General features: G+C 72.3%; 22 protein-coding genes. 9 read left to right on the top strand and 13 right to left on the bottom strand.

The window, feature by feature from the left end; genetic code table 11:
- Window positions 1-98 precede the first annotated feature (98 nt).
- Genes ACZ60B_RS38140 through ACZ60B_RS38120 form a run of 5 tightly spaced genes read right to left on the bottom strand, consistent with a single transcriptional unit; the run spans window position 99 to window position 5,118 of the window.
- Window positions 99-419 (bottom strand): L-rhamnose mutarotase, encoded by a 321-nt coding sequence (locus tag ACZ60B_RS38140; protein WP_152893892.1) that lies wholly within the window; start codon window positions 417-419, stop codon window positions 99-101.
- Window positions 420-436: 17 nt separating this feature from the next.
- A complete protein-coding gene (gene rhaS, locus ACZ60B_RS38135; RefSeq protein ID WP_469395514.1) occupies window positions 437-1,519 on the bottom strand; it encodes a rhamnose ABC transporter substrate-binding protein in 1,083 nt (360 codons plus the stop codon).
- Window positions 1,520-1,578: 59 nt separating this feature from the next.
- Window positions 1,579-2,571, bottom strand: coding sequence for an ABC transporter permease (locus tag ACZ60B_RS38130; RefSeq protein ID WP_469395512.1), 993 nt, complete (start codon window positions 2,569-2,571; stop codon window positions 1,579-1,581).
- Entirely contained in the window at window positions 2,564-3,604 is a 1,041-nt protein-coding gene (locus ACZ60B_RS38125; RefSeq protein ID WP_469395510.1) for an ABC transporter permease, read from the bottom strand. Before ACZ60B_RS38125 ends, ACZ60B_RS38130 begins: the two co-directional genes overlap by 8 nt.
- The gene (locus tag ACZ60B_RS38120; protein WP_469395508.1) at window positions 3,601-5,118 is read right to left on the bottom strand and encodes a sugar ABC transporter ATP-binding protein; all 1,518 of its coding nucleotides are present in this window, start codon (window positions 5,116-5,118) and stop codon (window positions 3,601-3,603) included. Before ACZ60B_RS38120 ends, ACZ60B_RS38125 begins: the two co-directional genes overlap by 4 nt.
- A 260-nt stretch (window positions 5,119-5,378) precedes the next feature.
- Between ACZ60B_RS38120 and rhaI the strand changes: the two genes are divergently transcribed.
- The 8 genes from rhaI to ACZ60B_RS38080 all read left to right on the top strand — a co-directional run bounded on the left by rhaI (window position 5,379) and on the right by ACZ60B_RS38080 (window position 15,927).
- Complete coding sequence (gene rhaI, locus ACZ60B_RS38115; protein WP_469395505.1) at window positions 5,379-6,539, top strand: L-rhamnose isomerase; 1,161 nt, start codon at window positions 5,379-5,381, stop codon at window positions 6,537-6,539.
- Window positions 6,540-7,006: 467 nt separating this feature from the next.
- Entirely contained in the window at window positions 7,007-9,046 is a 2,040-nt protein-coding gene (locus ACZ60B_RS38110) for a bifunctional aldolase/short-chain dehydrogenase (RefSeq protein ID WP_469395503.1), read from the top strand.
- Window positions 9,043-10,521: a rhamnulokinase gene (locus ACZ60B_RS38105; RefSeq protein ID WP_469395502.1), complete on the top strand. Its 1,479-nt coding sequence runs from the start codon at window positions 9,043-9,045 to the stop codon at window positions 10,519-10,521. The genes ACZ60B_RS38110 and ACZ60B_RS38105 overlap by 4 nt, the downstream gene beginning before the upstream one ends.
- A gap of 132 nt (window positions 10,522-10,653) precedes the next feature.
- On the top strand, window positions 10,654-11,409 hold the full coding sequence (locus tag ACZ60B_RS38100; RefSeq protein ID WP_469395499.1) for a (Fe-S)-binding protein: 756 nt from the start codon (window positions 10,654-10,656) through the stop codon (window positions 11,407-11,409).
- Entirely contained in the window at window positions 11,406-12,884 is a 1,479-nt protein-coding gene (locus ACZ60B_RS38095) for a LutB/LldF family L-lactate oxidation iron-sulfur protein (RefSeq protein WP_469395497.1), read from the top strand. The genes ACZ60B_RS38100 and ACZ60B_RS38095 overlap by 4 nt, the downstream gene beginning before the upstream one ends.
- Window positions 12,881-13,528, top strand: coding sequence for a LutC/YkgG family protein (locus ACZ60B_RS38090; RefSeq protein ID WP_469395496.1), 648 nt, complete (start codon window positions 12,881-12,883; stop codon window positions 13,526-13,528). The genes ACZ60B_RS38095 and ACZ60B_RS38090 overlap by 4 nt, the downstream gene beginning before the upstream one ends.
- A 159-nt stretch (window positions 13,529-13,687) precedes the next feature.
- A complete protein-coding gene (locus ACZ60B_RS38085) occupies window positions 13,688-14,545 on the top strand; it encodes an AAA family ATPase (protein WP_469395494.1) in 858 nt (285 codons plus the stop codon).
- On the top strand, window positions 14,542-15,927 hold the full coding sequence (locus ACZ60B_RS38080; protein ID WP_469395492.1) for a vWA domain-containing protein: 1,386 nt from the start codon (window positions 14,542-14,544) through the stop codon (window positions 15,925-15,927). Before ACZ60B_RS38085 ends, ACZ60B_RS38080 begins: the two co-directional genes overlap by 4 nt.
- A gap of 45 nt (window positions 15,928-15,972) precedes the next feature.
- On the opposite strand, the gene ACZ60B_RS38075 is transcribed toward ACZ60B_RS38080, so the two are convergent.
- The 8 genes from ACZ60B_RS38075 to ACZ60B_RS38040 form a co-directional block, all read right to left on the bottom strand.
- On the bottom strand, window positions 15,973-16,953 hold the full coding sequence (locus ACZ60B_RS38075) for a threo-3-hydroxy-L-aspartate ammonia-lyase (RefSeq protein ID WP_469395490.1): 981 nt from the start codon (window positions 16,951-16,953) through the stop codon (window positions 15,973-15,975).
- The gene (locus ACZ60B_RS38070) at window positions 16,950-17,723 is read right to left on the bottom strand and encodes a helix-turn-helix transcriptional regulator (protein WP_469395488.1); all 774 of its coding nucleotides are present in this window, start codon (window positions 17,721-17,723) and stop codon (window positions 16,950-16,952) included. The genes ACZ60B_RS38075 and ACZ60B_RS38070 overlap by 4 nt, the downstream gene beginning before the upstream one ends.
- Window positions 17,724-17,846: 123 nt before the next feature.
- On the bottom strand, window positions 17,847-18,257 hold the full coding sequence (locus ACZ60B_RS38065) for an SHOCT domain-containing protein (protein ID WP_375976617.1): 411 nt from the start codon (window positions 18,255-18,257) through the stop codon (window positions 17,847-17,849).
- A 112-nt stretch (window positions 18,258-18,369) separates the two neighbouring features.
- Window positions 18,370-19,026, bottom strand: coding sequence for an HdeD family acid-resistance protein (locus ACZ60B_RS38060; protein WP_469395486.1), 657 nt, complete (start codon window positions 19,024-19,026; stop codon window positions 18,370-18,372).
- A 161-nt stretch (window positions 19,027-19,187) separates the two neighbouring features.
- Window positions 19,188-19,385 (bottom strand): hypothetical protein, encoded by a 198-nt coding sequence (locus tag ACZ60B_RS38055; protein WP_450667329.1) that lies wholly within the window; start codon window positions 19,383-19,385, stop codon window positions 19,188-19,190.
- 167 nt (window positions 19,386-19,552) lie between these two features.
- The gene (locus ACZ60B_RS38050; protein ID WP_469395483.1) at window positions 19,553-20,086 is read right to left on the bottom strand and encodes a hypothetical protein; all 534 of its coding nucleotides are present in this window, start codon (window positions 20,084-20,086) and stop codon (window positions 19,553-19,555) included.
- 16 nt (window positions 20,087-20,102) lie between these two features.
- Window positions 20,103-21,713 carry an MFS transporter gene (locus ACZ60B_RS38045; RefSeq protein WP_469395481.1) on the bottom strand — a complete coding sequence of 537 codons (1,611 nt, stop codon included), beginning with the start codon at window positions 21,711-21,713 and terminating at the stop codon, window positions 20,103-20,105.
- Between the two features lie 82 nt (window positions 21,714-21,795).
- Window positions 21,796-24,954, bottom strand: coding sequence for a winged helix-turn-helix domain-containing protein (locus tag ACZ60B_RS38040; protein WP_469395479.1), 3,159 nt, complete (start codon window positions 24,952-24,954; stop codon window positions 21,796-21,798).
- 566 nt (window positions 24,955-25,520) lie between these two features.
- On the opposite strand from ACZ60B_RS38040, the gene ACZ60B_RS38035 reads away from it, so the two are divergent.
- Window positions 25,521-26,573 carry a beta-keto acid cleavage family enzyme gene (locus ACZ60B_RS38035; protein WP_469395477.1) on the top strand — a complete coding sequence of 351 codons (1,053 nt, stop codon included), beginning with the start codon at window positions 25,521-25,523 and terminating at the stop codon, window positions 26,571-26,573.
- The last annotated feature ends 165 nt before the right edge of the window (window positions 26,574-26,738 follow it).

Here is a 26,738-nt window from a genome sequence, read left to right as displayed (position 1 = left end):
GGAGGCTCCGGTCCTGGCGGGTGCTCGGGCCACGGGAAGGCCGCCCGAGCCCCCTGAGGGCTCGAACCCGCTGCGGGTTCGAGCCCCGGGGCTCCAGGTCAGGAGAGGTGGAAGACTTCCGTGAGGGGTTTCATCGCCTCGTCGGGTCTGGCGCCGTCCAGCGACTCGAAGAACGGCGCCATCTCCGCCTGCCAGCGGGCGTTGACGTCGGTGGCCTCCATGCCTGCCTGGGCGGCCGCGAAGTCCTCGGTCTCCAGGTAACCGACGAGCAGGCCGTCCTCGCGAAGGAACAGCGAGTAGTTGTGCCAGCCGGTGGCGGAGAGCGCGTCGAGCATCTCCGGCCACACGGCGGCGTGCCGCTCGCGGTACTCGTCGAGGCGCTCCGCCCGGACCTTCAGCAGGAAGCACACGCGTTGCATCAACACCCCTTGGGGAATCAGAAGTTGAACTGGTCGATGTTCTTGGCGTCGAACACGGTCGGCTTGCCGAGGCTGATCACGCCGTCCTTGCCGATGGTGTACGAGCCCATGGCGCCGGCCGTGAAGGTCTCGCCCTCCTTGCCGGTGATCTGCCCCGAGGCCAGCGCGACCGCGGTCCGCGCGGCGAGCTCGCCCAGCTTGGCCGGGTCCCACAGCTCGAAGCCCTCGACCGTGCCGTTCTTGACGTACTTGCGCATGTCGTTCGGCGTGCCGAGACCGGTCAGCTTGACCTTGCCCTTGTACTTCGAGCCGGACAGGTACTGCGCGGCCGCCTTGATGCCGACCGTGGTCGGGGAGATGATCCCCTTCAGGTCCGGGTACTCCTGGAGCAGGCCCTGGGTCTGCTGGAAGGACTGCTGGGCCTCGTCGTTGCCGTAGGCGACCTTGACCAGCTTCATGTCCTTGTACTTCGGGTCCTTCAGCTCCTCCTTCATGTAGTCGATCCAGGTGTTCTGGTTCGTCGCGGTCTGCGCCGCCGACAGGATCGCGATCTCGCCCTTGTAACCGATCTGCTCGGCCAGCAGCTGCACCTCCGTGCGGCCCAGGTCCTCGGCACTGGCCTGCGACACGAACGCGTTGCGGCAGTCCGCCTTGGTGTCGGAGTCGTAGGTGACGACCTTGATGCCGCCCTTCATCGCCTGCTTCAGCGCCGTGCACAGCGCGCCCGGGTCCTGCGCCGAGACGGCCATCGCGTCGACCTGCTGCTGGGTGAGGGTGTTGACGTAGGAGACCTGGCCGGCGGTGTCCGTGGCGCTCGAGGTGCCGACCTCCTTGTAGCTGGAGCCCAGCTCCTTCAGCGCCGCCTCGCCGCCCTTGTCGGACGTCGTGAAGTACGGGTTGTTGACCGCCTTGGGCAGGAAGCCCACGGTCAGACCCTTCTTCGTCGCGGCGTTCGGGTCGGCCGTGCCGCCCGCGACGGCCGAACCGCTGTCGGCGGCGACGTCCTTCTTGGTGGTGCCACCGCACGCGGTGACGGCCAGGGCGAGAGAGGTGACGGCGGCCAGGGCCGCACAGGCACGACGGAGCGACGACTTGCGCATGGGCGTGTTCCTTTACGAGGGTGGGCGAAGCGGGATGCCGGGCTGAGGTGGAGCGGGAGTTACGACGTCGGGGTCGAGGCGGCCCTGCGGCCCGCCCGTGCCACGGAGATCTGCCGCGCGACCCGGGGGCCGAGCACGGAGACGACGAGCAGGACGCCGGTGACGACGATCTGCGACTGGGCCGAGACGTTCACCAGGCTCATCACGTTCTGGAGCGCGCCGAGCAGGAAGACTCCCGCGATCGCGCCGCCGAGCGTGCCCTTGCCGCCGTCGAAGTCGATGCCGCCGAGCAGTACGGCGGCCACGACGGACAGTTCGAGGCCGGTGGCGTTGTCGTAGCGGGCGCTGGCGTAGTGCAGGGCCCAGAAGATGCCGGTGAGGGACGCCATCAGGCCGGTCGTCGTGAAGAGGATCAGCTTCTGGCGCCGGACGCGGATGCCGGCGAACCGGGCCGCCTCCTCGCTGGCGCCGATGGCGTAGAGCGAGCGTCCGAACGGGGTGGCGTGCAGTGCCACCACGGCGATCGCGAGCAGGACCAGGAAGGGCAGGAAGGCCTGCGGGAGGAAGCTGTCCCCGAGGCGTCCGGCCGCGAAGTCCAGGTACTGGGTGGGGAAGTCGGTCACCGCGTCGGAGCCGAGCACGATCTGCGCGATGCCGCGGTAGGCGGCGAGGGTGCCGATGGTGACGGCGAGGGAGGGCAGTCCGAGCCGGGTCACCAGCAGGCCGTTGACCAGCCCGCAGACCACGCCGAGCAGCAGGCACAGCGGGATGATCGTCTCGATCGTCATGCCCTGGTTCCACAGGGCGCCCATCACGGCGCCGGACAGGCCGGCCGTGGACGCCACCGAGAGGTCGATCTCGCCGGCCACCACGAGCAGCGTCATGGGCAGCGCGACCATGGCGATCGGCAGGGTGTTGCCGATCAGGAACGACAGGTTGAGGGCGTTGCCGAACCCGTCGACGAAGCCGAAGGAGAACAGCAGGACGACGATGAGCAGGGCGCCGACGACCGTGTCCCAGCGGACGGCGCGCACGAGAGCGGAGTCAGCCATGGCGGGCGTTCCTCTTCTTCAGGGCCTGGGCCACGCGCAGCGCGACGATCCGGTCGACCGCGATGGCGAGGAGGAGCAGGATGCCGTTGATCGCGAGCACCCAGACGGAGCTGACGCCGAGGGCGGGCAGCACGCTGTTGATCGAGGTGAGCAGCAGGGCGCCGAGCGCGGCGCCGTAGACGCTGCCGGAGCCGCCGGTGAAGACCACGCCGCCGACGACGACCGCGCTGACGACGGTGAGTTCGTAGCCGTTGCCGGTGCCGGAGTCGACGTTGCCGAACCGGGCCAGGTACAGGGCGCCCGCGAGACCGGCCAGGGCGCCGCAGAAGGTGTACGCGGCCAGGATCCGCTTGCGGACCGGGATGCCGGCGAGCCGGGCGGCCTCGGGGTTGGAGCCGAGCGCGTACATCTCGCGGCCGCTGCCGTAGTGCTTGAGGCAGTAGGCGGTGCCCACCAGTACGGCGAGCGCGATCAGGGCGAGCCAGGGCACCGCGGAGATGCCTCCGGCACCGAAGTCGACGAATCCGCCGGGCAGGTCGGCCGCGGTGATCTGGCGGGAGCCGACCCAGATGGAGTCGATGCCGCGGATGATGTACAGCGTGCCGAGGGTGACCACGAGGGCGGGCACCTGGCCGAGGCTGACCAGCAGTCCGTTGAGCAGGCCGAAGCCGATGCCGAGCAGGATCGCCAGGACGACCGCCACGACCGGGTTTCCGCCGCCCTGGAGGTAGACGCCCGCGGCGAAGGCGCTGATGCCGAGGGTCGAGCCGACCGACAGGTCGACGTTGCGGGTGATGACCACCAGGGACTGTCCGGTGGCGACCAGGACCAGGATGGTCGCGTTCAGCAGCAGGTCCTTGACGCCCTGCTCGGAGAGGAACTCGCTGTTGCCCATCTGGGTGACGGCGATCATCACCAGGAAGACGACCAGGATGGCGAGTTCGCGCATCTTGAAGACGCGGTCGACGAGCCGGGTGCCGCTGGACCTGGACACTTCGCCGGCCGGGGCGGGGCTGGGTGCGGTCACCGTCATGCGGCGGCCCTCCCGGTGGCTGCGGCCATCACGGACTCCTCGGTGGCTTCGGAGCGGGGGATCTCGGCGGTGAGCCGGCCTTCGTGCATGACCAGCACGCGGTCGGCCATGCCGAGGATCTCGGGCAGGTCGGAGGAGATCATCAGGACGGCGACGCCGTCGGCGGCGAGCTGCGACAGCAGCCGGTGGACCTCGGCCTTGGTGCCGACGTCGATGCCGCGGGTGGGCTCGTCGACGATGAGCACCTTGGGGCCGGTGGCCAGCCACTTGGCCAGGACGACCTTCTGCTGGTTGCCGCCGGACAGGGTGCCGACGGCGTCGGCGATCCGGGCGTACTTGACCTGGAGCTTCACGGCCCAGTCGAGGGAGCGGCTGCGCTCGGCGTTCCGGTCCACGAGACCGGCCTTCACGCTCGTGCGCAGTCCGGTCAGGCCGATGTTGCGCTCGATGGACATGTCCATCACCAGGCCTTGGGCGCGCCGGTCCTCGGGGACCAGGGCGATCCCGGCGGACATCGCGGCGGACGGGGAGCCGCCCGCGAGCGCGCGCCCGTCGACCTCGACCTCGCCCGCGTCCCGGCGGTCGATGCCGAAGACGGCCCGCGCGACCTCCGTGCGGCCGGCTCCGACCAGTCCGGCCAGCCCGACGATCTCGCCGCGCCGCACCTCGAAGGAGACGTCGGTGAAGACGCCCTCGCGGGTCAGGCGGCGCACGCTCAGCAGGACCTCGCCCGGCGTCACGTCCTGCTTGGGGTAGAGCTCCTCGAGGTCGCGGCCGACCATCCGGCGGACGAGGTCGTCCTCGGTCATCCCCTCCAGCGGCTCGCTGGAGATCAGGGCGCCGTCGCGCAGGGTGGTCACCCGCCGGCAGATCTCGAAGATCTCCTCCAGCCGGTGGGAGATGAACAGGACGGCGGCGCCCTGGTCGCGCAGGGTGCGCACGACGCCGAAGAGGCGGGCGACCTCGCTGCCGGTGAGGGCGGCGGTCGGCTCGTCCATGATCAGGACCCGCGCGTCGAAGGAGAGCGCCTTGGCGATCTCGACGATCTGCTGGTCGGCGATGGACAGGCCGCGGGCCGGGCGGTCGGGGTCGAGGTCGACGCCCAGGCGCCGCATCAGGGCGGCGGTCGCCTCGTGGGTGGCCTTGTGGTCGATGCGGCCGAGAGCGCGCCGGGGCTGGCGGCCCATGAAGATGTTCTCGGCGATCGACAGGTCGGGAAAGAGCGTGGGCTCCTGGTAGATCACGGCGATACCGGCGTCACGCGCGTCGCCGGGGCCGTGGAAGACGACGGGCGCACCGTCGAGCAGTACCTGGCCGGCGTCCGGTCGGTGCACCCCGGCGAGCGTCTTGATGAGGGTCGACTTGCCCGCGCCGTTCTCGCCGGCGAGGGCGTGGACCTCGCCGGGGAACAGCGTCAGGGAGACGTCCCGCAGGGCGCGGACGGCGCCGAAGGACTTGGTGATGTCCTTCAGCGCCAGCACCGGGGCCGGACCCGTGTCGGACGGGTGGGTCATTGGGGGCTCCTCGACGACGCCGGCGGGCTGACCCTCAGCGTCGTGAAAGGTTTCAACTGGATTGCCGGGACGTTAGACAGATCCGGCATGTGGCGTCAATGGGTCCGTGTCGAAAAAGTTTCGACAGCGCAAGGTCTCGTTCTTGTTACGGAGGGGCGCCGTCACCGCAGGGGTTGACACCCGCCCGGAGGGCTCATAACTTCCCGTTCTGAAACGTTTCATTGAACTCGTTCCCCCAACGACGTCCCAGGAGCCCTGAAGTGACCGATCTCGCCGCGGTGAAGGCCGCCCTCAAGACCCAGGCCGTCGAGACTCCGTCGTGGGCGTACGGCAACTCGGGGACCCGCTTCAAGGTGTTCGCCCAGCCCGGTGTGCCCCGCGACCCGCGGGAGAAGCTGGACGACGCGGCCCAGGTCCACGCCCACACGGGCGTCGCCCCGACCGTCTCGCTGCACATCCCCTGGGACAAGGTCGACGACTACGCCGCCCTGGCCAAGCACGCCGAGGACCGCGGCGTGAAGCTGGGCGCGATCAACTCGAACACGTTCCAGGACGACGACTACAAGCTGGGCAGCATCTGCCATCCGGACGCGGCGGTGCGCCGAAAGGCTGTCGATCACTTGCTGGAGTGTGTCGACATCATGGACGCCACCGGGTCGCACGACCTGAAGCTGTGGTTCGCCGACGGCACGAACTACCCCGGCCAGGACGACATCCGCGGCCGCCAGGACCGGCTGGCCGAGGGGCTCGCCGAGGTGTACGCGCGGCTGGGCGAGGACCAGCGGATGCTGCTGGAGTACAAGTTCTTCGAGCCCGCCTTCTACACCACCGACGTCCCGGACTGGGGCACCGCGTACGCCCACTGCCTCAAGCTCGGCCCGAAGGCGCAGGTCGTGGTGGACACCGGCCACCACGCGCCGGGCACCAACATCGAGTTCATCGTCTCCACGCTGCTGCGCGAGGGCAAGCTCGGCGGGTTCGACTTCAACTCGCGCTTCTACGCGGACGACGACCTGATGGTCGGCGCCGCCGACCCCTTCCAGCTGTTCCGGATCATGTACGAGGTCATCCGCGGCGGCGGGTTCGTGCCCGACGTGGCCTTCATGCTCGACCAGTGCCACAACATCGAGGCGAAGATCCCGGCAATCATCCGCTCGGTGATGAACGTGCAGGAGGCCACCGCGAAGGCGCTGCTGGTCGACGGGGCGGCACTGGCCGCGGCGCAGCGCTCCGGTGACGTGCTGGAGGCGAACGCGGTGCTGATGGACGCGTACAACACGGACGTACGTCCGCTGCTGCGCGAGGTGCGCGAGGAGCTCGGGCTCGACCCCGACCCGATCGCGGCGTACCGCCGGTCCGGCTGGGCCGAGCGGATCGTCGCGGAGCGGGTGGGCGGGGAGCAGGCGGGGTGGGGCGCGTAAGTCCCTCGCGGGGGCGGGCCGGCTGACGGTGTTCGGGGCCGGTCCCCTGGCCCCCTCGGCCCCGTAAGCGGCGCGGGGTCGGTCCCCGGCCGCTGAGCCCCGTAAGGGGCGCGGGGAACCGCGCGCTCAGCCCCCGTCGGCCCGCGGCCGGGCGCTCCGCGTGGTGCCCCCCGCACGGGTGCGTCGTGGCTTGTCGCGCAGTTCCCCGCGCCCCTGGGCGGGCCACCGCAGGCCGCCCGACGAGGGGCCGTCCCCGGCCGGAAGCGCCCCTGGGCGGACCCCCAAAAGGCCTCCCGGCAAGGGGCCGCCCCCCGGCCCTGAACGCCACGCCCCTGGCCCGCCCGGAGGGCCCCGCGCCCCTTGCGGGGCCCGACAGAAGGCTTCCCGATCGGGGAGCCGCCCCCGGCCGGAAGGCCGGCCCGTTCGCTCGGAAGAGCCCGTTACCCTACGTGACCTAAGGAATCCGCATGTCCACTCATCCCGAAGCCGCCGCCCTGCTCGCGCGGTCCCATCGGCTCGGCGCCGATCCCCGCAACACCAACTACGCGGGCGGCAACACCTCCGCGAAGGGCTCCGACACCGACCCGGTCACCGGTGGTGACGTCGAGCTGATGTGGGTCAAGGGCTCGGGCGGCGACCTCGGCACGCTCACCGAGGACGGTCTCGCCGTGCTGCGGCTGGACCGGCTGCGGGCCCTCGCCGGCGTCTACCCGGGCGTCGAGCGCGAGGACGAGATGGTGGCCGCGTTCGACTACTGCCTGCACGGCAAGGGCGGTGCGGCCCCCTCCATCGACACCGCGATGCACGGGCTCGTCGACGCCGCCCACGTGGACCATCTGCACCCCGACTCGGGGATCGCGCTGGCGTGCGCCGCCGACGGCGAGAAGCTGACCGCCGAGTGCTTCGGCGACACGGTGGTGTGGGTGCCCTGGCGGCGGCCCGGCTTCCAGCTCGGCCTGGACATCGCCGCGGTCAAGGCGGCCAACCCGCAGGCGGTCGGCTGCGTCCTCGGCGGACACGGCGTCACCGCCTGGGGCGACACCTCCGAGGAGTGCGAGCGCAACTCGCTGCACATCATCCGCACCGCCGAGGCCTTCCTGGCCGAGCGGGGCAGGCCGAAGCCCTTCGGAGCGGTGGTCGAGGGCTACGAGGCGCTGCCCGAGGGCGAGCGCCGGGAACGGGCCGCGGCGCTGGCGCCGTACGTCCGTGCCGTCGCCTCGAAGGACCGGCCGCAGGTCGGGCACTTCGACGACTCCGACACCGTGCTCGACTTCCTCGCGCGCGCCGAGCACCCGCGGCTCGCCGCCCTGGGCACCTCCTGCCCCGACCACTTCCTGCGCACCAAGGTGCGGCCGCTGGTCCTGGACCTGCCGCCGGGCGCGCCGCTGGACGAGGCCGTGGCGCGGCTCAAGGAGCTGCACGCCGAGTACCGCGAGGAGTACGCGGGCTACTACCGGCGGAACGCCGAGCCCGACTCCCCCGCGATGCGCGGCGCCGACCCGGCGATCGTGCTGATCCCCGGTGTCGGCATGTTCTCCTTCGGCAAGGACAAGCAGACCGCCCGCGTCGCCGGCGAGTTCTACCTCAACGCGATCAACGTGATGCGCGGCGCCGAGGCGGTGTCGACGTACGCGCCGATCGAGGAGTCGGAGAAGTTCCGCATCGAGTACTGGGCGCTGGAGGAGGCCAAGCTCCAGCGGATGCCGAAGCCCAAGCCGCTCGCCACCCGGGTGGCCCTGGTCACCGGCGCGGGCAGCGGGATCGGCAAGGCGATCGCGCACCGGCTGGTCGCCGCGGGCGCCTGTGTGGTCGTCGCCGACCTGAACGCGGAGAACGCGGCCGCGGTCGCCGAGGAGCTCGGGGGCCCGGACAAGGCCGTGGCGGTGACCGTCGACGTCACCTCGGAGGAGCAGATCGCGGACGCGGTCAAGGCGGCCCTGCTGGCCTTCGGCGGGATCGACCTGGTGGTCAACAACGCCGGGATCTCGCTGTCCAAGCCGCTGCTGGAGACCACCGCGAAGGACTGGGACCTCCAGCACGACATCATGGCCCGCGGCTCCTTCCTGGTCTCGCGCGAGACGGCCCGGGTGATGATCGCCCAGGAGCTGGGCGGCGACATCGTCTACATCGCGTCCAAGAACGCCGTCTTCGCCGGTCCGAACAACATCGCCTACTCCGCGACCAAGGCCGACCAGGCCCACCAGGTGCGGCTGCTCGCCGCCGAGCTGGGCGAGCACGGCATCCGTGTCAACGGCGTCAACCCGGACGGGGTCGTGCGCGGCTCCGGGATCTTCGCGGCCGGCTGGGGTGCCCAGCGGGCGGCGGTGTACGGGGTGGAGGAGGAGAAGCTGGGCGAGTTCTACGCCCAGCGGACCATCCTCAAGCGGGAGGTGCTCCCCGAGCACGTCGCCAACGCCGTGTTCGCCCTCACCGGCGGCGACCTGACCCACACCACCGGACTGCACGTCCCCGTCGACGCGGGTGTGGCGGCCGCGTTCCTGCGATGAGCGCCGTCGACACGCCGTCCACGGTGCGGTCGTACGCCGCGGTCGACCTCGGCGCGTCCAGCGGGCGCGTCATGGTCGGCCGGGTGGGCCCTGACCTCCTGGAGCTGTCCGAGGCGCACCGCTTCTCCAACCGGCCGGTCCGGGTGCCCGAGGGGCTGCGCTGGGACGTCCTCGGGCTGTACGCGGGAGTGCTGGAGGGGCTGCGGGCGGCCGGGGCCGGCCGCGGCGGCCGGCTGGACTCCGTCGGCATCGACAGCTGGGCGGTGGACTACGGACTGCTCGACGCGGACGGCGCCCTGCTCGGCAACCCCGTGCACTACCGCGACGCCCGCACCGAGGGGGTCGCGGAGAAGGTCTGGGCGACCGTCCCGGCCGCCGAGCTGTACGCGCGCACCGGGCTCCAGTACGCCCCCTTCAACACCCTGTACCAGCTCACGGCGGCCCAGGGTTCGGCTCAACTGGCTGACGCCAAGCGCCTGTTGCTCATCCCGGACCTGCTGGCGTACTGGCTCACCGGCGAGCAGGGCACCGAGCTGACCAACGCCTCGACGACCCAGCTGATCGATCCCCGGACGCGCGAGTGGTCGTACGACGTCGCCGCCCGGCTGGGTGTCGACCTCGGCCTGTTCGCGCCGCTGCGCCGGCCCGGCGACCCGGCGGGTGTGCTGCGGCCGGAGGTGCTGGAGGAGACCGGGCTGAGCGGTCCGGTGCCGGTCACGGCGGTCGGCTCGCACGACACGGCGTCCGCGGTGGCCGCGGTGCCCGCGACGGGCGAGCGGTTCGCGTACATCTGCACCGGCACCTGGTCGCTGGCCGGTCTCGAACTGACCGCGCCCGTCCTGACCGAGGAGAGCCGGGCCGCCAACTTCACCAACGAGCTGGGGCTGGACGGCACGGTCCGCTATCTGCGCAACATCATGGGGCTGTGGCTGCTCCAGGAGTGCGTACGGGCCTGGGGCGATCCCGACCTGGGGGAGCTGCTGCGCGAGGCGGCCGGCGCGGCGCCGCTGCGGTCGGTGGTGGACGCGGGCGACGCGGCCTTCCTGGCGCCCGGCCGGATGCCGGAGCGGATCGCCGAGGCCTGCCGGGCCGCGGGCGAACCCGTGCCCCGCGACCGGGCCGAGACCACGCGCTGCATCCTCGACTCGCTCGCGCTGGCCCACCGCCGGGCCGTCGAGGACGCCCAGCGGCTGGCGGACCATCCGGTCGACGTCGTGCACATCGTCGGCGGCGGCACCCGCAACGCCCTGCTGTGCCGGCTGACCGCCGACGCCTGCGGGCTGCCCGTGGTGGCCGGCCCGACGGAGGCCGCCGCGCTCGGCAACGTCCTGGTGCAGGGCCGGGCCCACGGGGTGGTCGGCGACCTCGCCGGCATGCGGGGACTGCTGGCCCGTACCCAGCCGCTGACCCGCTACGAACCGCGCGGCGACACCGCCGCGTGGCGCGCGGCGCAGGCCCGGCTCACCACGCGCTGAGCCGGGGCCTCCCCCTTCCCCGACCCCTCGCTTCCCTTGCTGGTCCGCGCCTCCCCACTACGCTCGACGCGTGGGGGGAGGCGCGCCCAGCACTCGACCGATGATCCATGCGATCCATGACTAGGAGCCGCGATGCGTGTCGCACTGTTCCTGACCTGTGTCAACGACACGCTCTATCCGGACACCGGCCGCGCGGTGGTGAAGCTCCTGACCAGACTGGGCGTCGACGTCGACTTCCCGGCGGCGCAGACCTGCTGCGGACAGGCGCACTACAACACCGGCTACCGGCACGAGGCGGAGCCGCTGGCCCGGCACTTCGCCGATGTCTTCGGTGAGTACGACGCGATCGTGACCCCCTCGGGGTCGTGCGGGGCGATGGTGCGGGAGCTGTATCCGCGGATGGGCGAGCGGGCGCGGGCCGAGGGGCGCGGGGACTCCCTCGCCGCCACGCTGGCGCCGGTGGTGCCGAAGACGTACGAGCTGACGGAGTTCCTGGTCGACGTGCTCGGGGTGACGGACGTGGGGGCCTACTACCCGCACACCGTGACCTACCACCCGACCTGCCACGGGCTGCGCGGCCTGGGTCTGGGCGAGCGTCCCCGGCGGCTGCTGGGCGCCGTGAAGGGGCTGGAACTCGTCGAACTGCCGGGCGCCGAGGAGTGCTGCGGGTTCGGCGGCACCTTCGCCGTGAAGAACGCCGACGTCTCGGCCGCGATGGGAGCGGACAAGGTGCGCAACGCCGAGTCCACCGGCGCCGAGGTGCTGTGCGCGGCCGACAACTCCTGTCTGATGCACATCGGCGGGACCATGACCAGGCTGCGCGCCGGCATCCGGCCGGTGCACCTCGCGGAGATCCTGGCGAGCACCGAGGAGGAACCGGCCGTATGAGCGGGACGTTCGTGGGAATGCCGGCCTTCCCCGTGGCCGCGCGCGAGGCCGTCGGCGACGGGACGCTGCGCGCGAATCTGCGGCACGCCACGCACACCATCCGGGCCAAGCGGGCGAACGCCGTGGCCGAGGTGTCCGACTGGGCCGGGCTGCGCGAGGCGGGCAAACAGATCAAGGACCACACGCTGCGCCATCTCGACGCCTACCTCGTGCAGTTGGAGGAGGCGGTCACCGCGGCGGGCGGCACCGTCCACTGGGCGGCCGACGCCGACGAGGCCAACCGGATCGTGACCGCTCTGGTCAAGGAGACCGGTGAGTCGGAGGTCGTCAAGGTCAAGTCGATGGCCACCCAGGAGATCGGCCTCAACGAGGCGCTGGAGGCCGAGGGCATCAGCGCCTACGAGACCGATCTCGCCGAGCTGATCGTGCAGTTGGGCAAGGACCGGCCGTCGCACATCCTGGTCCCGGCGATCCACCGCAACCGGGGCGAGATCCGCGACATCTTCGCCCGCGAGATGGGCGAGTGGGGAAGGGCCGCCCCCGAGGGGCTGACCGACTCGCCCGCCGAGCTCGCCGAGGCGGCCCGGCTGCACCTGCGGGAGAAGTTCCTGCGCGCCAAGGTCGGGATCTCCGGGGCCAACTTCATGGTCGCCGAGACCGGCACGCTCGTGGTCGTCGAGTCGGAGGGCAACGGGCGGATGTGCCTGACCCTGCCCGAGACGCTGATCTCGGTGGTCGGCATCGAGAAGATCGTGCCGACCTGGCGCGACCTGGAGGTCTTCCTCCAGACGCTGCCCCGCTCCTCCACGGCCGAGCGGATGAACCCGTACACCTCGACCTGGACCGGCACCACCGAGGGGGACGGGCCGCGCGTCTTCCATCTGGTGCTGCTGGACAACGGCCGCACCGACACCCTCGCCGACGAGGTCGGCCGCCAGGCGCTGCGCTGCATCCGCTGCTCGGCGTGCCTCAACGTCTGCCCGGTGTACGAGCGGGCCGGCGGCCACGCCTACGGCTCGGTCTACCCGGGGCCGATCGGCGCGATCCTCAGCCCCCAGCTCAGGGGCACCGCGAGCGAGATCGACGCCTCGCTGCCGTACGCCTCCTCGCTGTGCGGTGCCTGCTACGAGGTCTGCCCCGTGGCCATCGACATCCCCGAGGTGCTGGTGCATCTGCGCGAACGGGTCGCCGAGGGCGGCCAGGTGACGCGCGGCGGCAACAAGGTGGTGCTGAAGCCCGCGAAGGGCCACGCCGCCGAACGGGCGGCGATGCGGGCGGCCCGCTGGGCGTTCGCCCGTCCGGGCGTCCTGCGCGCCGGGCAGCGGTTCGCCTCCCGCACCCGGCGGCTGCATCCGCGGTCCCTGCCCGGTCCCGGCCGGGCCTGGAGCGCGACCCGGGACCTCCCGCCGGTGCCCGCGGAACCGTTCCGCGACTGGTGGCAGCGTACGAACGGCGGAAAGGACGGCGCGAAGTGAGCAGCAGGGAACAGATCCTGGGCCGGGTGCGGCGCGCGCTCGCCGACGTGCCGCGGGACGACACTCCGTACGAGCGGGCGGTGGAGCGCGACTATCTGCGCGAGCACGGCGGTCCGGACGTCGAGGCGACGGTGGACCTGCTGGCGGAGAACCTCGCGGACTACCGGGCGATCGTGCACCGCGCCACCGCGGAGGAACTGCCGTACCTCGTCATGCGGCTGCTCGCCGAACGTGGGTCGCGGTACGTGCTGGTGCCGCCGGGGCTGCCGCCGGAGTGGATGTCGGCGGCCGACCCCACCCGGATCCACGACCGGGCCGTGAGCACGCCCCGGGAGCTGGACGAGGTGGAGAGCGTGGTGACCGGCTGCGCCGTCGCCGTCGCCGAGACCGGCACGATCGTCCTCGACGGCGGACCGGACCAGGGCCGCCGCCGGATCACCCTGATCCCCGACCACCACATCTGTGTCGTCCGGGTCCCCGACCAGGTCGTGGCGTCCGTGCCGCAGGCACTGGAACGCCTCGATCCGACGCGCCCGCTGACCTGGATCTCCGGTCCCTCCGCCACCAGCGACATCGAACTGGACCGGGTGGAGGGCGTGCACGGTCCGCGCACCCTGGAGGTGGTGCTGGTCAGCGGCGGGTGACGGGCGGGGCCGCGGGGTGCCTGACCCACCCCGCGGCCCGGCCTTGGCTTCACCGGGAGCAGGTGACAGCATGGGTGAGCAAGCGCTTGGAAAGTCAAGCGGTACGCGCCTGGACGGACGGCCGGAGCCCGGTTCGCCCACGACCACCGGAGGCCCCCGTTGTTCACGTCCGTCGACGATGTCACCGCCCGCCTGGCGGCGACCGGCTACCTGGCCTCCCCCGCCGTGGCGACCGCCGTCTTCCTCGCCGACCGTCTCGGCAAGCCCCTGCTGGTGGAGGGCCCCGCGGGCGTCGGCAAGACGGAGCTCGCCAAGGCCGTGGCCCAGGTGGCGGAGGCCCGGCTGGTACGGCTCCAGTGCTACGAGGGCGTGGACGAGTCACGCGCGCTGTACGAGTGGAACCACGCCAAGCAGTTGCTGCGCATCAGCGCCGGGCGCGACGAGACCTGGGACGAGGCGCGCACCGACATCTTCAGCGAGGAGTTCCTGCTCCCCCGCCCGCTGCTGAGCGCGATCCGCGGCGACGGGCCGACGGTCCTGCTGATCGACGAGACGGACAAGGCCGATGTCGAGGTGGAGGGTCTGCTGCTGGAGGTGCTCAGCGACTTCCAGATCACCGTGCCGGAGCTCGGGACCATCACGGCGACCCACCGCCCGTTCGTCGTGCTCACCTCGAACGCCGGCCGCGAGCTGTCCGAGGCGCTGCGCCGGCGCTGTCTGTTCCTGCACATCGGCTTCCCCGAGGAGGAGCTGGAGCGGCGGATCGTGCGGCAGAAGGTCCCGGAGCTGAGCGAGGCGCTCACGGCGTCGGTGGTCCGGGTGGTCGGCGCGCTGCGCGCGATGGACCTGCGCAAGCTGCCGTCGGTCGCCGAGACCGTCGACTGGGCTCACACCCTGCTCGCGCTCGGTGCCGACACCCTCGACGAGGACGTCGTGCGCGCCAGCCTGGGAGTGCTCCTCAAGCACCAGGACGACATCCTCAAGGCGGCCGCCAAGCTCGACCTGGACGCCGTATGACCGCGTCGGCGGACGACACGACCGTTTCCGCGGACGACGTGGCGGCCCGGCTGACGGGCTTCGTCGCCGCGCTGCGCGCCCACGGTCTGCGCATCGGCACCGGCGAGACCGTGGACGCGGCACAGGCGGTGGCCGCGCTGGGCCTGGCCGACCGCGACCTGCTGCGGGCGGGCCTGGCCGCGACGCTCCTGCACACGGAGGGTCAACGGCGGGTGTTCGACCCGGTCTTCGACCTCTACTTCCCGAGCAGGGTCGGGGCGCCGTCCGCCACCGGCGCCGCGGACCGGGAGGACCTGCGCGAGCGGCTCGCGCGGGCCCTGGCCGCCGACGACGCGGCGCTGCTGGGGCGGTTGGCGGCCGAGGCGGTCGACGGCTTCGGCGGGTACGGGAGTTCGCCGGGTTCGGACGGCTGGTCCTCGTACCAGGCCCTCGACCGGATCCGGCCGCAGACGCTGTTCGCGCGCGTCCGGGACGACGTCCGCGCGGGCAGCGGTGGTTCCGGGTTCGCCGACCGGTTGCTCGACGACGAGATCCGGCGGCGGATCGAGGCCTTCCGGGGGCAGGTGGCGACGGAGGCACGACGCCGGGTGGCCGAGCGGCGCGGCCGCGACGAGATCGCCCGCCGCGCGGTGGCCCCGAGCGCCGACCGGGTCGACTTCCTGTTCGCCGGCCGGGACCGGCTGGCCGAACTCCGCCGGAGCGTGCAGCCGCTCGCCCGCAAGCTGGCCACCCGGCTGGCGGCCCGCCGCCGCCGGGCCGCCCGCGGCACCATCGATCTGCGCCGGACGCTGCGCGGTTCACTGTCCACGGGCGGGGTGCCGATGCGGCCGGTGCTGCGCCGACGCCGGCCGGTCCGCCCCGAGCTGGTGCTGCTGTGCGACGTGTCGGGCTCGGTGTCCGGATTCTCGGACTTCACGATGCTGCTGGTGCAGGCGCTGCACGAGCAGTTCAGCAAGGTGCGCGTGTTCGCCTTCGTCAACCGGGTCGACGAGGTGACCGGTCTGCTCGTACGCGGTGCGGCCGACGCCGAGGGGCTGAGCGCCCGCATCCGGGCGGAGGCGACCCTGACCGGCTGGCACGGCAGCAGCGACTACGGCGTCGCGCTGGGCGAGTTCGCGGAGCGGTACGAGGGCGCGGTCGGGCCGCGCACGACCGTCTTCGTGCTGGGTGACGGCCGGACGAACATGAGCGACCCGAACCTGCCGGCCGTACGCCGGATCGGCGAGCGCGCCCGCCGCCTGTACTGGCTCAATCCGGAGCCCCGCGCCCAGTGGGGCACCGGCGACTCGGCCGCCGCGGCCTACGCCGAGCTGGTCGAGATGCACGAGTGCCGCAACGTACGGCAGTTGGAGGCGTTGGTGGGGCGGCTGCTGCCGGTGTGACCCGCCTGGCGCCCAGGTGGGAGAAATGCCCCCTGGGCGGGTCCGTCAGACCGGGTCCGCGCACAGGGCGGCGAAGCGTCCGGCGTCGACGTTCCCGCCGGAGACGATCACCCCGACCCGAGGCGGGAGGGGGCCCGCGCGACCCGCGAGCAGCGCGGCCAGCGGGGTGGCACCGCTCGGCTCGACGACGGTCTTCAGCCGCTCGAACGCGAACCGCATCGCGTCCCTGATCTCGTCGTCGGAGACCAGCGCGATGTCGTCGACGAGACGGCGGTTGACGGCGAAGGTCAGTTCGCCGGGGGTGTGCAGGGCCTGGCCGTCGGCGATGGTGCGCGGCACCGGGACGGTCACCCGCCGGCCCGCGGCCAGCGACCGCCTGGTGTCGTCACCGGCCTCCGGCTCGACGCCCGTCACCCGGATGTCCGGGCGCAGTCCCTTGGCGACGGTGGCGCTGCCGGCGATCAGCCCGCCGCCGCCGACCGGCACCACCAGCAGGTCCAGCTCGCCGACCTCCTCCAGGAGTTCCAGCGCGGCGGTGCCCTGGCCCGCCATCACGTGCGGATGGTCGTAGGGCGGGACGATCGCGAGACCGCGCTCGGCGGCCAGGGCCTCGGCGATGACGATCCGGTCGCCGGTGTAGCGGTCGTACGTGACGATCTCGGCGCCGTAGCCGGCGGTCGCTTCCCGTTTGGAGCGCGGGGCGTCCTCGGGCATCACGATGACGGCGGTGGTGCCGAGTTCGCGGGCGGCCAGGGCGACCGCCTGCGCGTGGTTGCCCGAGGAGTAGGCGGCGACGCCCCTGGCGAGCTGTGCGGGAGCGAGCCGGGAGAGCGCGTTGTAGGCGCCGCGGAACTTGAAGGCCCCTACGCGCTGGAGGTTCTCGCACTTGAGGAACACCTGTGCGCCGACGAGGCCGTCGAGGGTCCTGGAGCGCAGGACCGGCGTGCGGTGGGCGACGCCCTTGAGCCGCGCGGCGGCGTCGAGGACGTCGTCGAGGGTGATGGGCAGGGGTGCGACGGCGGTCACGGCTGTACTCCCTCGTCGGTCCGGTCGGTGGCGGAGGCGGACGCGGCCGTGGCGGAGGCGGAGGCGGCTGCGGCGGAGGCGGCCGGGGCGGGCGCGGGTGAGTCGGGTTCGGGGTCCGCCGCTCTCGACTGGGAGAGATAGGTGTAGGCGGAGGCCCGGGAGATGCCGAGGCGGGTGGCGACCTGCTCGACGGAGCGCCGCACCGCGAAGACGCCGCGTTCGTCCAGCCCGCGGAACAGCTCCAGGCGCTGCGGGCGGTCCAGCGCGGCCCAGGGCTGATGGTGGCGCAGCTGGTGCGTGTCGAGGATGGCGTCGACGACCGAGTCGATGTCGTTCCCGTACGTCGTGACGGGCGGCTCGGCGGTGCCGCTCCCGAATCCCGCGAGTGCGCCGAGCAGGGCGTGGGCCTGACCGACCGCGGTCACGTCCACGTTGACGCAGAGCGCGCCGAACACCGCGCCCGTGGAGTCGCGCAGCACCATCGTGGACGCCTTGACCAGGGCTCCTGAGCCGGTCCGGGTCAGGTAGTTGAGCTCGTCGGACGCCTGGTCGCCGCGGGCCAGCATCCGCATGCCGATCTCGCTCATCGCCCCGCCCACCGCACGCCCCGTCACCGATCCCGCGACGGCGGCCACCGAGTGCTCCGGGCGCCGGTAGTCGTGCAGCACCACCTCGCACACCGGCCCGAAGGTCGCCACGAGCCCGTCGAGGACCGGGGCCAGGGCGCCGAGGATCGCGTCCCGTTCCCGCTCCAGGTCCGCATCCGTCATCCGCATCCCCCTTACGTCTGGATTTTCAGTCCAAGCCCTGTACGAAAAATCTAACCCAGGGGCAGGGAGAACGGCAAGGGCGGACCGCCGGGGTCCGCCCTTGCCATGCCGCTCCGGGACCGGTCAGGCGGCCAGGATCTTCTCCTTCGCGCGGCGGAACTCCTCGTCCGTGATGTCGCCCTTGCTCCGCAGCTCGGACAGCTTGGCGAGCTGGTCGGCGCTGCTGGGCGTGGTGGCGGTCTGCCTGATGTAGCTGTCGAACTCCGCCTTCTGCGCCTGTGCCTGTTCGATCTGACGGCGGCCCATGTTCTTGCCACGTGCGATGACGTAGACGAAGACACCGAGGAAGGGCAGCACGACGACGAAGATCAGCCAGCCCGCCTTGCCCCAGCCACCGAGCGAGTCGTCACGGAAGATGTCGACGATGATGCGGAAGAGCAGGACGAACCACAGGATCCACAGGAAGAACCACAGCATGGTCCAGAACGTGCTCAGCAGCGGGTAGTCGTAGGCGAGGTACACGTTTCCGTCCACTTTCCGTCCTCCTCCGTACGGGGCGGTCGCCCGTCGGTCGGTTCGTGCGCATCCAGCGTGGGCGGTGAACCGCCCGGCCGCCTCACCCGGGAGGGGTGAGCGTCATGGACGGTCAGGAGGTGAGTGCGCCCTCCTTCGCGGCGGCGGCCCTGCGGAGCCCGGCCCTCAGGGTGAACGCCACGGCCATCTCCAGCAGGCCCAGCAGTACCAGCCACAGGCCGAGCAGCCGGGTCAGGACGACCGCGGACTCGGTGGGCAGGGCGAGCACCACGATTCCCGCGGCGACCCCGAGCGCGCCCGCGCCGAACAGGATGCCGCGGTGCGGCAGGCCCTTGGCGGCGATGGCCATGTAGACGGTGACCATGCCGGACACCAGCCAGGTCACGCCGACGATCAGGGAGAGCGCGGCGATCGTCTGGAGCGGGTTGCGCAGGCACAGCACACCGGCCAGCACGAACAGCACCGCGAGCAGGAGTCCGGTGATCCGTTCCCCGTGGCTCTCCGGCCCGAAGGCCATGATGAACCTGAAGAACCCGGCGAGCAGCAGGTACAGGCCGATGATGACCGCCAGGACGTGCAGGCTCTCGTCGGGCCACACCAGGATCAGGATGCCGGGCAGCAGGGTCGCGAGCGCCGTGGCCAGGGCCCAGTGCCAGGACGAGCCGATGGCGCCGAGCACCCGCGCGGGGTCGTCCGGGGCGCTCGGGCCGTGCCGGGCGGTGGGCTCCTCCGGCCCGGTCGGAGGTGTCGGACGAGGCGGTACGGTCATGGCTCCTCCTCGTGTGCCGGTCGCCGGCCGGGAGTCGCCTCCCGGCGCGGCGACGTCACGGACCGCTCGGCTTCAGCGTCCCCCGGCCGTCGTCCCCCGGGATCACCCGAACCGGGTGACCGCGGGCCGACCGCCGCACGGGACCGCGGCGGCCCGGTGGTTCACTGCGCCAGCCTTCGCATCTCCGCGAGGTGCAGGCCCAGCGACTGGAACCGGGCCAGCAGCCCGTACAGGTGCGCCTCGTCGACGACCGGCCCGAAGAGCAGGGTCTGGTCGGCCGCGACGACGTACTCCAGTTCGGGGAATGCCTTGGCCAGCGTTTTCGACATGTGCCCGTCGATGCGGAACTCGTAGCGCATGAGCGGCCCTCCCCACGGGTGGCGTGCGCTCGGTGGTGGCCTGCGTTCGGTGGTGGTGGCTCGCACTTGGTCGGTGGCGTGCGCTTTTTCCCCGCTCCACGATGGTCCGTCGCGCGACGCCGTACGACCTCACCCTGGTGAGGTGAACCGGCACCTCACCACGGTGGTCAGTGCGTCAGACCCACCTTCAGCGCGACGATCAGCAGGCCGATCACCAGGTTGACGGCCCCCGCGGAGACGGCCAGCGCCCAGGACGCACGGGCCTCCCGGGCCGCGGCGATCGACCATCCCACCTGTCCGGCCACCGCGACGGCCAGCGTCAGCCAGAGCGTGCCGGCCAGGTCCATGCCGAGCAGCGAACTGACGCCCACCGCGATCACGGGCGGCACCGCGGCGTTGACGATCGGCCACTCCTCCCGGCACACGGCCATGACGGCGCGCCGGTCCAGGGTCTGCCTGACCAGTCGCGCGCCGAACAGCTGGGCGTGCACGTGGGCGATCCAGAAGACCAGGCTGGTGGCGAGCAGCAGCAGCGCCAGTTCGAGCCGAGGCAGCGGGCCGAGGGTGCCGGCGCCCACGACGACCGAGGCGGCGAGCAGTGATCCGTAGATGCCCCCCGTGTAGTCGGCCTGCGTCCTGCGGGCGGCGCGCTCCTGCCGGATCCGCGTCCTCGTCGTGTCCCTGGACTTCGCCTTGGCCATCGTGTTCCTCCGGTGGTCAGGAAATCGTCTCGGTCCGGGGGTCCGCTGCCGCGCGGCGGGGCCGCACGGCCGGAAGGTGCGAGGTGGCCAGGAAGCTGACGAGGGTGATCCCGCCCGCCGCCAGGATCGCCACCCGCAGGCCCGCCAACTGCGCCTTCGCGTACGACTCGGTGAGCGCGTCGGCGTCGGCCGGGGCCAGTCCGGCCTGCTCCGCGGCCGTGTGCACCTGCTCCGAACTGACGAACCCGATACCCGACTCCAGGGCGACGCCGGTCTGCTTGCGGGCCTCGTCCGAGATCCGCGGGTCGTCGGCGACGTGCACGGTGAACGCCTGGGCCAGAGCGCCCACGAGCAGGGAGCCGATGAGGGCGGTGCCGAGCGCGGAGCCGAGGTTCTGGGCGGTGTACTGGAGGCCGCCGGCCTCGCTGCGGCCCTCCTCGCCGACGCTGGACTGCACGACGTTGCCCAGCTGCGAGGCGAGCAGGCCCATCCCGACCCCGAGGACGGCCATCGCGACCGCGAACTGGGTGTCGTCGATGACGGGCTCGATGGTGGCGAGCAGCCAGACGACGGCCAGCAGCAGGATCGTCAGCGCCAGCCGGACGACGGCCCGCGCGCCGATGCGCTGCCCGAGCCGGGAGGCGAGCACGGAGGCCACGAGCATGGTGACGGAGACCGGCAGCAGGCGCAGACCGGTCTGAAAGGCGTCGAAGCCCTGTACGACCTGGAGGTACAGGGGGATGGTGAAGAACAGCCCGAGCAGGATGAGGTTCTGGCTCAGCAGCACCATCAGCCCGGAACGCAGCGCCGGTACCCGCAGCAGGGCGAAGTGCACCAGGGGCTCCCCGCCCCGGGCTGCCAGGCGTCTCTCCCAGTGCTGGAACCCCACCAGGACGGCGCCCCCGACCGCGATGACGAAGAAGGTCGGCGCGAAGCCCAGGACGGTGAAGGGAGCGTTGCGCGGCTGGACCCAGCCCCAGGAGCCGCTCTGCAGGACACCGAGCACCACCAGCCCGAGTCCGCACGCGGAGAGCGCGGCGCCCACGCCGTCCAGCCCGTACCCGGGGTCGGTGCGGGGGGTCTTCGGGATCACCCGGTTGCAGCACAGGACGACCAGCACGACCACGACCTCACCGGCGAAGACCAGTCGCCAGGTCAGATACGTGGTCACCCAGCCGCCCAGCAGGGGTCCGACCGCGATGCCGGCCCCCGCGAGGCCGCCGATGACCCCGTAGGCGACCGCGCGCTCCGGACCGCGGTAGTTCTCCGCGACGAGCGCGGCCATCGCGGGCAGCACCAGCGCGGCACCGAGTCCCTCGATCACCGACCAGCCCAGGGCGAGCAACCAGAGGCTGGGAGCCACGGCCGTCAGGGCCGAGCCGACGGCGTAGACGGTGAGACCGACGAAGAACAGCCGGCGACGTCCCAGGATGTCCCCGAGCCGGCCACCGACGATCATGAAAGCCGCCATGACCAGGGCATAGAGCGTGATGACCGCCTGAATGGCCGTGACCTCGGTGTCGAAGTCCTCGACCAGTTGGCTGATGGACACATTCATGACGGACGTGTCCAGCACCATCAGGAACTGGGCCGTGCCGAGAACAGCCAGAGCGCGCCAGTGTGTCACGGTGTGCACCTCGCCGGATCAGCCGCGAACAGGGCGGGTAACAGGGACGGAAACAGGGTCAGGGATGACATAGAGGACAGGATCACAGCATCCCCAGCTCGCGGGCCCGGCGCAGGGCGTCGCCGCGCCGGTTCACCGAGAGTTTCCGGTAGACGCTCTTGAGATGGGTCTTGACCGTGTTGACCGACAGATACAGGTCGGCGGCTATCTCCTCGGTCGACATCACCTGCGCCAGCCTCTGCAGGACGTCGCGTTCGCGGGCGCTCAGCCGCTCCACGACGGGCGCACCCTGTTCGGCACCGGTGTGGACCGGGGCCGCGCGCCGGGCCGGAGCCGCGTGCGGACCCTGCCGGACGGTGAGCCAGCCACGGCCCAGCTCCCGGTTCGCGGGGGTGCCCAGCAGCGGGCGGATCCAGGGCCCGGCCTCGATGAACGGCCTGCGCAGGCATTCCCGCCTGGCCTCCCGCAGCGCCTCGCCGACCAGGCGCTGCGCGGCGGCGGCGTCCCCGGCCCGGTCGGCGGCCTGCGCCCGGACGAGGGTGGCCCGTACGGTCAGCGCGGGCCCGCCCGTACGCACGGGCAGCCGGTCCAGGAAGCCCGGCACCGGAGCGTCACTCCCGGAGTCCTCCGCGGCGCCCATGGCCCCTGAGGCCTCCGGGGCCGCTGTGGTTCCCGTAGCCGTGGCGCTCGCGGCCCACACGTCCTCCCTGGTCGCCGAGTCCCCCGCGGCCTCCAAAGCCTCCGTGGCCCCCTCGGCTCCCACGGTCTTGGCGGTCCCCGCGATCCCGACGGCCCCCGCGGTCCTGGTGGTCCTCGCGATCCCCCCGGCACCCGTGGCCCCTGCGGTCCTGGTGGCTCCCGCAGTCCCGGCGGCCCCCGCGGTCCCGGTGGCTCCCACGGCCCCGGCGGCCGCAGCAGCCGCAGGGGTCCCCGTGGCTGCCGAGGTCCCCGTGGCCGTGGCGCCCACCGTGGCCCCCGCGGACGCGGCGAGTTCCGCGCGCGCGGCCGCCACCGCGCAGGCCGGGCGGTGCTCCGCGGCGGGCTCCAGCAGCTTGGCGGCCTCCTCGGCGCGCCCCACGGCGATCAGCGCCGCCGCCTCGACCAGAGCCGCCTCGGTCTCGGCCCACGGGGAGGAGACCGCGGCGGTGACCGCCGGTTCCCCGGCTTCCACGACCGTACGGGCCTGCCCGCGCGCCAACCGCAACCGCGCCCCGGTGATCGCCCCGAGCGCGGCCAGCACCGGGTCCTGCGGTCCGCCGTGGGCGTCGGCCACCTGGCCGAGCAGTGCCTGGGCCTCGTCCAGTTCGTCGCGTTCGACGGCCACGGCCGCCAGCACCAGTCGTCCGATCCCCGACCGGGACGACGGCGGCAGGCCGTAGCGGTCCGCCTCCTGCGTCGCGGCCTGGGCCCGCTTCTCGGCCCCGCCGAACCGGCCCTCCAGGTAGTCGATCAGCGCCAGGTGCGCGAGGGACTCCTGCCGGACCGACGCCGTGGCGACCCCGCCCGCGCAGGCGGCCGCCTCGGACAGGGCCTCACGCGCCTCGTCGAAGCGACCGGCCCACAGCCGGGTCACCCCGAGGTGGGTCAGCAGTTGCGCGGTCAGTTCGGGGTGCCGTTCCAGCAGGTCGGCGGGGAGCGCCCGGCGCAGTTCGCGGGCGGCGTCGGCGGCCCCTTCGGCCCTGGCCGGAGATCCCGTCAGGCGCCCGACGAGAGCCTCCAGCAGCGCCACGCTCATCCGTGCCGGGGCCAGGGCCGACCAGTCGTCGTCCGTGTCGGCCGCAGCCCACGTGAGCGACATGCCCGACGCGTCCGCCGGGGCCACCGGGTCCCCCGGGTCCGGCAGCCCCGTCGCGTCCGGCGTGTCGGCCGGGACCGTGCCCAGGTCCCGCTCGGCGTGGCGCAGATGGGCCAGTCCCCGGTCGAGGTCGTGACCGGCCAGGGCGCGGGCGGCGAGGACCAGGTGGACCGCCGGACCGCCTGCGGCGGAGGTCATCCGGGAGAACAGGTCGGCGAGATCATCGGCGTACAGGCCGCTGAAGAGCTGTCCGATGGCCAGGTCGTCGACCAGGGCCCGGGAGGTGAACTCCCAGTCCCCCGCCGCGCTGCCATGGGCGAGCGTCTCACCGAGCGAACCCCACCGGCTCAGCCAGCGCGCGGCCCGCCGGTGCAGCCGGGTCTCCAGACCGGGCTGGCGCTCCCGCAGATGCGCGCGCAGGATCTCCGCGAACAACGGGTGCAGCCGGTACCAGTCATGGCCGAGGGGCTCCACGAAGGCGTTCTCCCGGCGCAGCCGGGCCAGCACGGTCTCGGCGTCGGTACGACCGGTCAGCGCGTCGGCCAGTCCGGCGCGGAACCGATCCACCACGCTGATCTTCAGCAGGAGGTCCTGGGTCCCGGGCGGCTGCCGCTTCAGCACCTCCGCCAGCAGGAAGTCGGCGACCGTGCTCCGGCCCGCCTCGAACTCCTTCAGATAGCGCTCGGGGTCGGGGCTCTGCTGTGCCGCCAGGGCGCACAGCCGCAGCCCGGCGGCCCATCCCCCGGTGCGCCGGACCAGTCCGCGCACGGCGTCCTCGGTCAGCCGCAGTCCGTGGGTGTCCAGTACGGCGGCCGCCTCCTCGGGGGTGAACGCCAGCTCGGCACCGCGGATCTCGGTGATGCTGTCGGCGACCCGGTAGCGGTGCAGCGGGAGCAACGGTTCACTGCGGGTGACCAGGACGAGGCGCAGTCCCGGGCCGGCGTGGTGCAGCACGAACTCCAGTTGCTCGGCTATCTCCGACGACGGCACGTGGTCGAACTCGTCGAGGACGAGGATCGCGGGCTCCGTGCGGTCGCTCAGGCCGGCCGCCAGCCGTGCCAGCAGGGCACGGTCCACGCGGCTCGCGTGCGCCGGGCAACCGACGTCGGGCGGCAGCGGGACGCCGCCGGCCCGCAGGGCCTGCACCAGGTAGGCCCAGAAGACGCCGGGCGCCTGGTCGGCGGAGTCCGCGGTGAGCCAGGCCACCGGTTGTCCCAGGTGCGCGGCCCAGTCGGCGACCAGCAGGGTCTTGCCGGCTCCGGCCGGTCCGTCGACGAGGGTCAGCGGGGTGACCGGCGCCCGGTCCAGCCGTGTCACCAGCCGGGCCCGGCGCAGGAACGTGGTGGGGCGCTCGGGCGGGACGAACCGGGTGCCGAGGAACGGGGCGCCCCGCGGATCGAAGCGCGCGACCTCCGCCCCGACGTGCGCCCGGTGCCGATCGGCCACGACGCTCACCACCACCGTCCATCAGGTCGTGGGCGACCTCACCCTCACCCTCACCCTCACCCTCAGTTTCGCAGCGCTCTCGCTCCCGCGCGCGGCGTCGGGGCCCCGCGCACGCCCGCCCGAATTCGTACGCATGTTCGCTCGACTCCGCACGCGAGCTCACCCGGTCCATACGGACACCGCCCAGGGGGCGATACGCGTGCCCACCCCGCGCGGGTGAGAGCGCGTGATCCATGGGGTGCCGCCGCCGGCGGATCCCTTGCCGCACAAGGATTTGACACGGGCGACACATGTCCCCAAATGACAAGTCACCTGTCTCCTCCGGTCAAGCGTTCACGTCCCGTCGGCCCTACCTTTGCAGCACCGCAGCGACGCGGTCGGCCTCCGGAGGTACCGCGCCAACTCCCCTGTGGTGCGCGTTCCTCCGGACCGGACGACCGTATCCGGGCAGCCGTGTCCGTCGTCCGCGGTGACTCCGTACCGATCCGCACGCCCTGCCCGACCCGCTCGCTCCGCGCGGGAACGCACAGGGCGTGCGATCACAGATACGACGAAGGAGACGGACCGTGCACTTCCACGACGACTCACTGCTCCCTGAGAACCAGGAGAAACTGGTCATCCAGGTAGCTCCCTACGGGCCGGAGTGGCTGCCCGGTGACGCCGACGACCTTCCCCTCACGATGGACGAGCACGTGCAGGCGGCCGTCGACTGCTACAACGCCGGCGCCACCGTGCTGCACATCCACGTGCGGGAGCTCGACGGCAAGGGTTCCAAGCGCCTGTCCATGTTCAACGAGCTGATCGGCCGGCTGCGCGAGGCGGTGCCGGACATGGTGCTGCAGATCGGCGGCTCCATCTCCTTCGCCCCCGAGGGCGAGGGGTCGGACGCCAACTGGCTTTCCTACGACAGCCGTCACATGCTGGCCGAGCTGGACCCGAAGCCGGACCAGGTCACCATCGCGATCAACACCAGCCAGATGAACATCGTCGAGATCATGACCGACGACGACCTGGAGGGCACCTCGATCGCGAAGCCCGAGTACTACCGCGCCTACCGCGACATGTACCTGGAGGCCGGCCCGGAGTTCTACCTGGAGCACCTGAAGCGCCTCCAGGAGAAGGGCATCCAGGCCCACTTCCAGCTCGCGACCCTGGCCCAGCTGGAGACCGTCGAGCGCCTGATCCGCAAGGGCGTCTACACCGGCCCGCTGACCCTCAACTACGTTGCCATCGGCGGCGGTTTCGCCGGCCGTCACCCCGCGGACCTGATCGAGTTCATCCGTCGCGTGCCGGACGGCGCCACGCTCACCATCGAGTCGTCGATGCGCGCGGTCGCCCCGATGAACGCCGTCGGCATCGCGCTCGGCGCGCACGTCCGCGTCGGCAACGAGGACAACCTGTGGGGCAGGAAGGGCGAGCGGATGTCCTCCGTCGCCCAGGTCGAGCAGATGGTGAAGATCTCCGAGGCGCTGGGCCGCGACATCGCCACCGGCGCCGAGGCCAAGAAGATCTACCACATCGGCGAGTACTACTCGAGCGCCGACGAGACCCTGGCCAGGCTGGGCATGGTGCCGAACCGTCGCCCGGGCCAGCGCGGCTTCATGCTCCGCGACGTCTGATCGTCCCACCGGTCACGCACACCTCTCCGTGGCACCGCGCCGCTCCGTGTGCCACGTCCCTCGGGCCGCCGGGGCACACCCCCCGCCCCCGCGGCCCGTGCCCCCACCCCCCTCTGATGTTGGGACCTCGTCCGTGGCACCAGCCGATCGCTTCAATGAGACCGG

The organism is Streptomyces sp. NPDC104096 (assembly GCF_055584385.1).
This window is presented reverse-complemented; position numbering and strand designations above follow the sequence as displayed.

Bases quoted from the DNA above. Each gene is read 5' to 3' on its own strand.
- ACZ60B_RS38080 (WP_469395492.1), top strand. From the start codon at position 14,542: ATGACCGCGTCGGCGGACGACACGACCGTTTCCGCGGACGACGTGGCG.
- ACZ60B_RS38105 (WP_469395502.1), top strand. From the start codon at position 9,043: ATGAGCGCCGTCGACACGCCGTCCACGGTGCGGTCGTACGCCGCGGTC.
- ACZ60B_RS38060 (WP_469395486.1), bottom strand. From the start codon at position 19,026: ATGACCGTACCGCCTCGTCCGACACCTCCGACCGGGCCGGAGGAGCCC.
- ACZ60B_RS38050 (WP_469395483.1), bottom strand. From the start codon at position 20,086: ATGGCCAAGGCGAAGTCCAGGGACACGACGAGGACGCGGATCCGGCAG.
- ACZ60B_RS38120 (WP_469395508.1), bottom strand. From the start codon at position 5,118: ATGACCCACCCGTCCGACACGGGTCCGGCCCCGGTGCTGGCGCTGAAG.
- ACZ60B_RS38130 (WP_469395512.1), bottom strand. From the start codon at position 2,571: ATGGCTGACTCCGCTCTCGTGCGCGCCGTCCGCTGGGACACGGTCGTC.
- ACZ60B_RS38095 (WP_469395497.1), top strand. From the start codon at position 11,406: ATGAGCGGGACGTTCGTGGGAATGCCGGCCTTCCCCGTGGCCGCGCGC.
- rhaS (WP_469395514.1), bottom strand. From the start codon at position 1,519: ATGCGCAAGTCGTCGCTCCGTCGTGCCTGTGCGGCCCTGGCCGCCGTC.
- ACZ60B_RS38100 (WP_469395499.1), top strand. From the start codon at position 10,654: ATGCGTGTCGCACTGTTCCTGACCTGTGTCAACGACACGCTCTATCCG.
- ACZ60B_RS38110 (WP_469395503.1), top strand. From the start codon at position 7,007: ATGTCCACTCATCCCGAAGCCGCCGCCCTGCTCGCGCGGTCCCATCGG.
- ACZ60B_RS38125 (WP_469395510.1), bottom strand. From the start codon at position 3,604: ATGACGGTGACCGCACCCAGCCCCGCCCCGGCCGGCGAAGTGTCCAGG.
- ACZ60B_RS38070 (WP_469395488.1), bottom strand. From the start codon at position 17,723: ATGACGGATGCGGACCTGGAGCGGGAACGGGACGCGATCCTCGGCGCC.
- ACZ60B_RS38140 (WP_152893892.1), bottom strand. From the start codon at position 419: ATGCAACGCGTGTGCTTCCTGCTGAAGGTCCGGGCGGAGCGCCTCGAC.
- ACZ60B_RS38055 (WP_450667329.1), bottom strand. From the start codon at position 19,385: ATGCGCTACGAGTTCCGCATCGACGGGCACATGTCGAAAACGCTGGCC.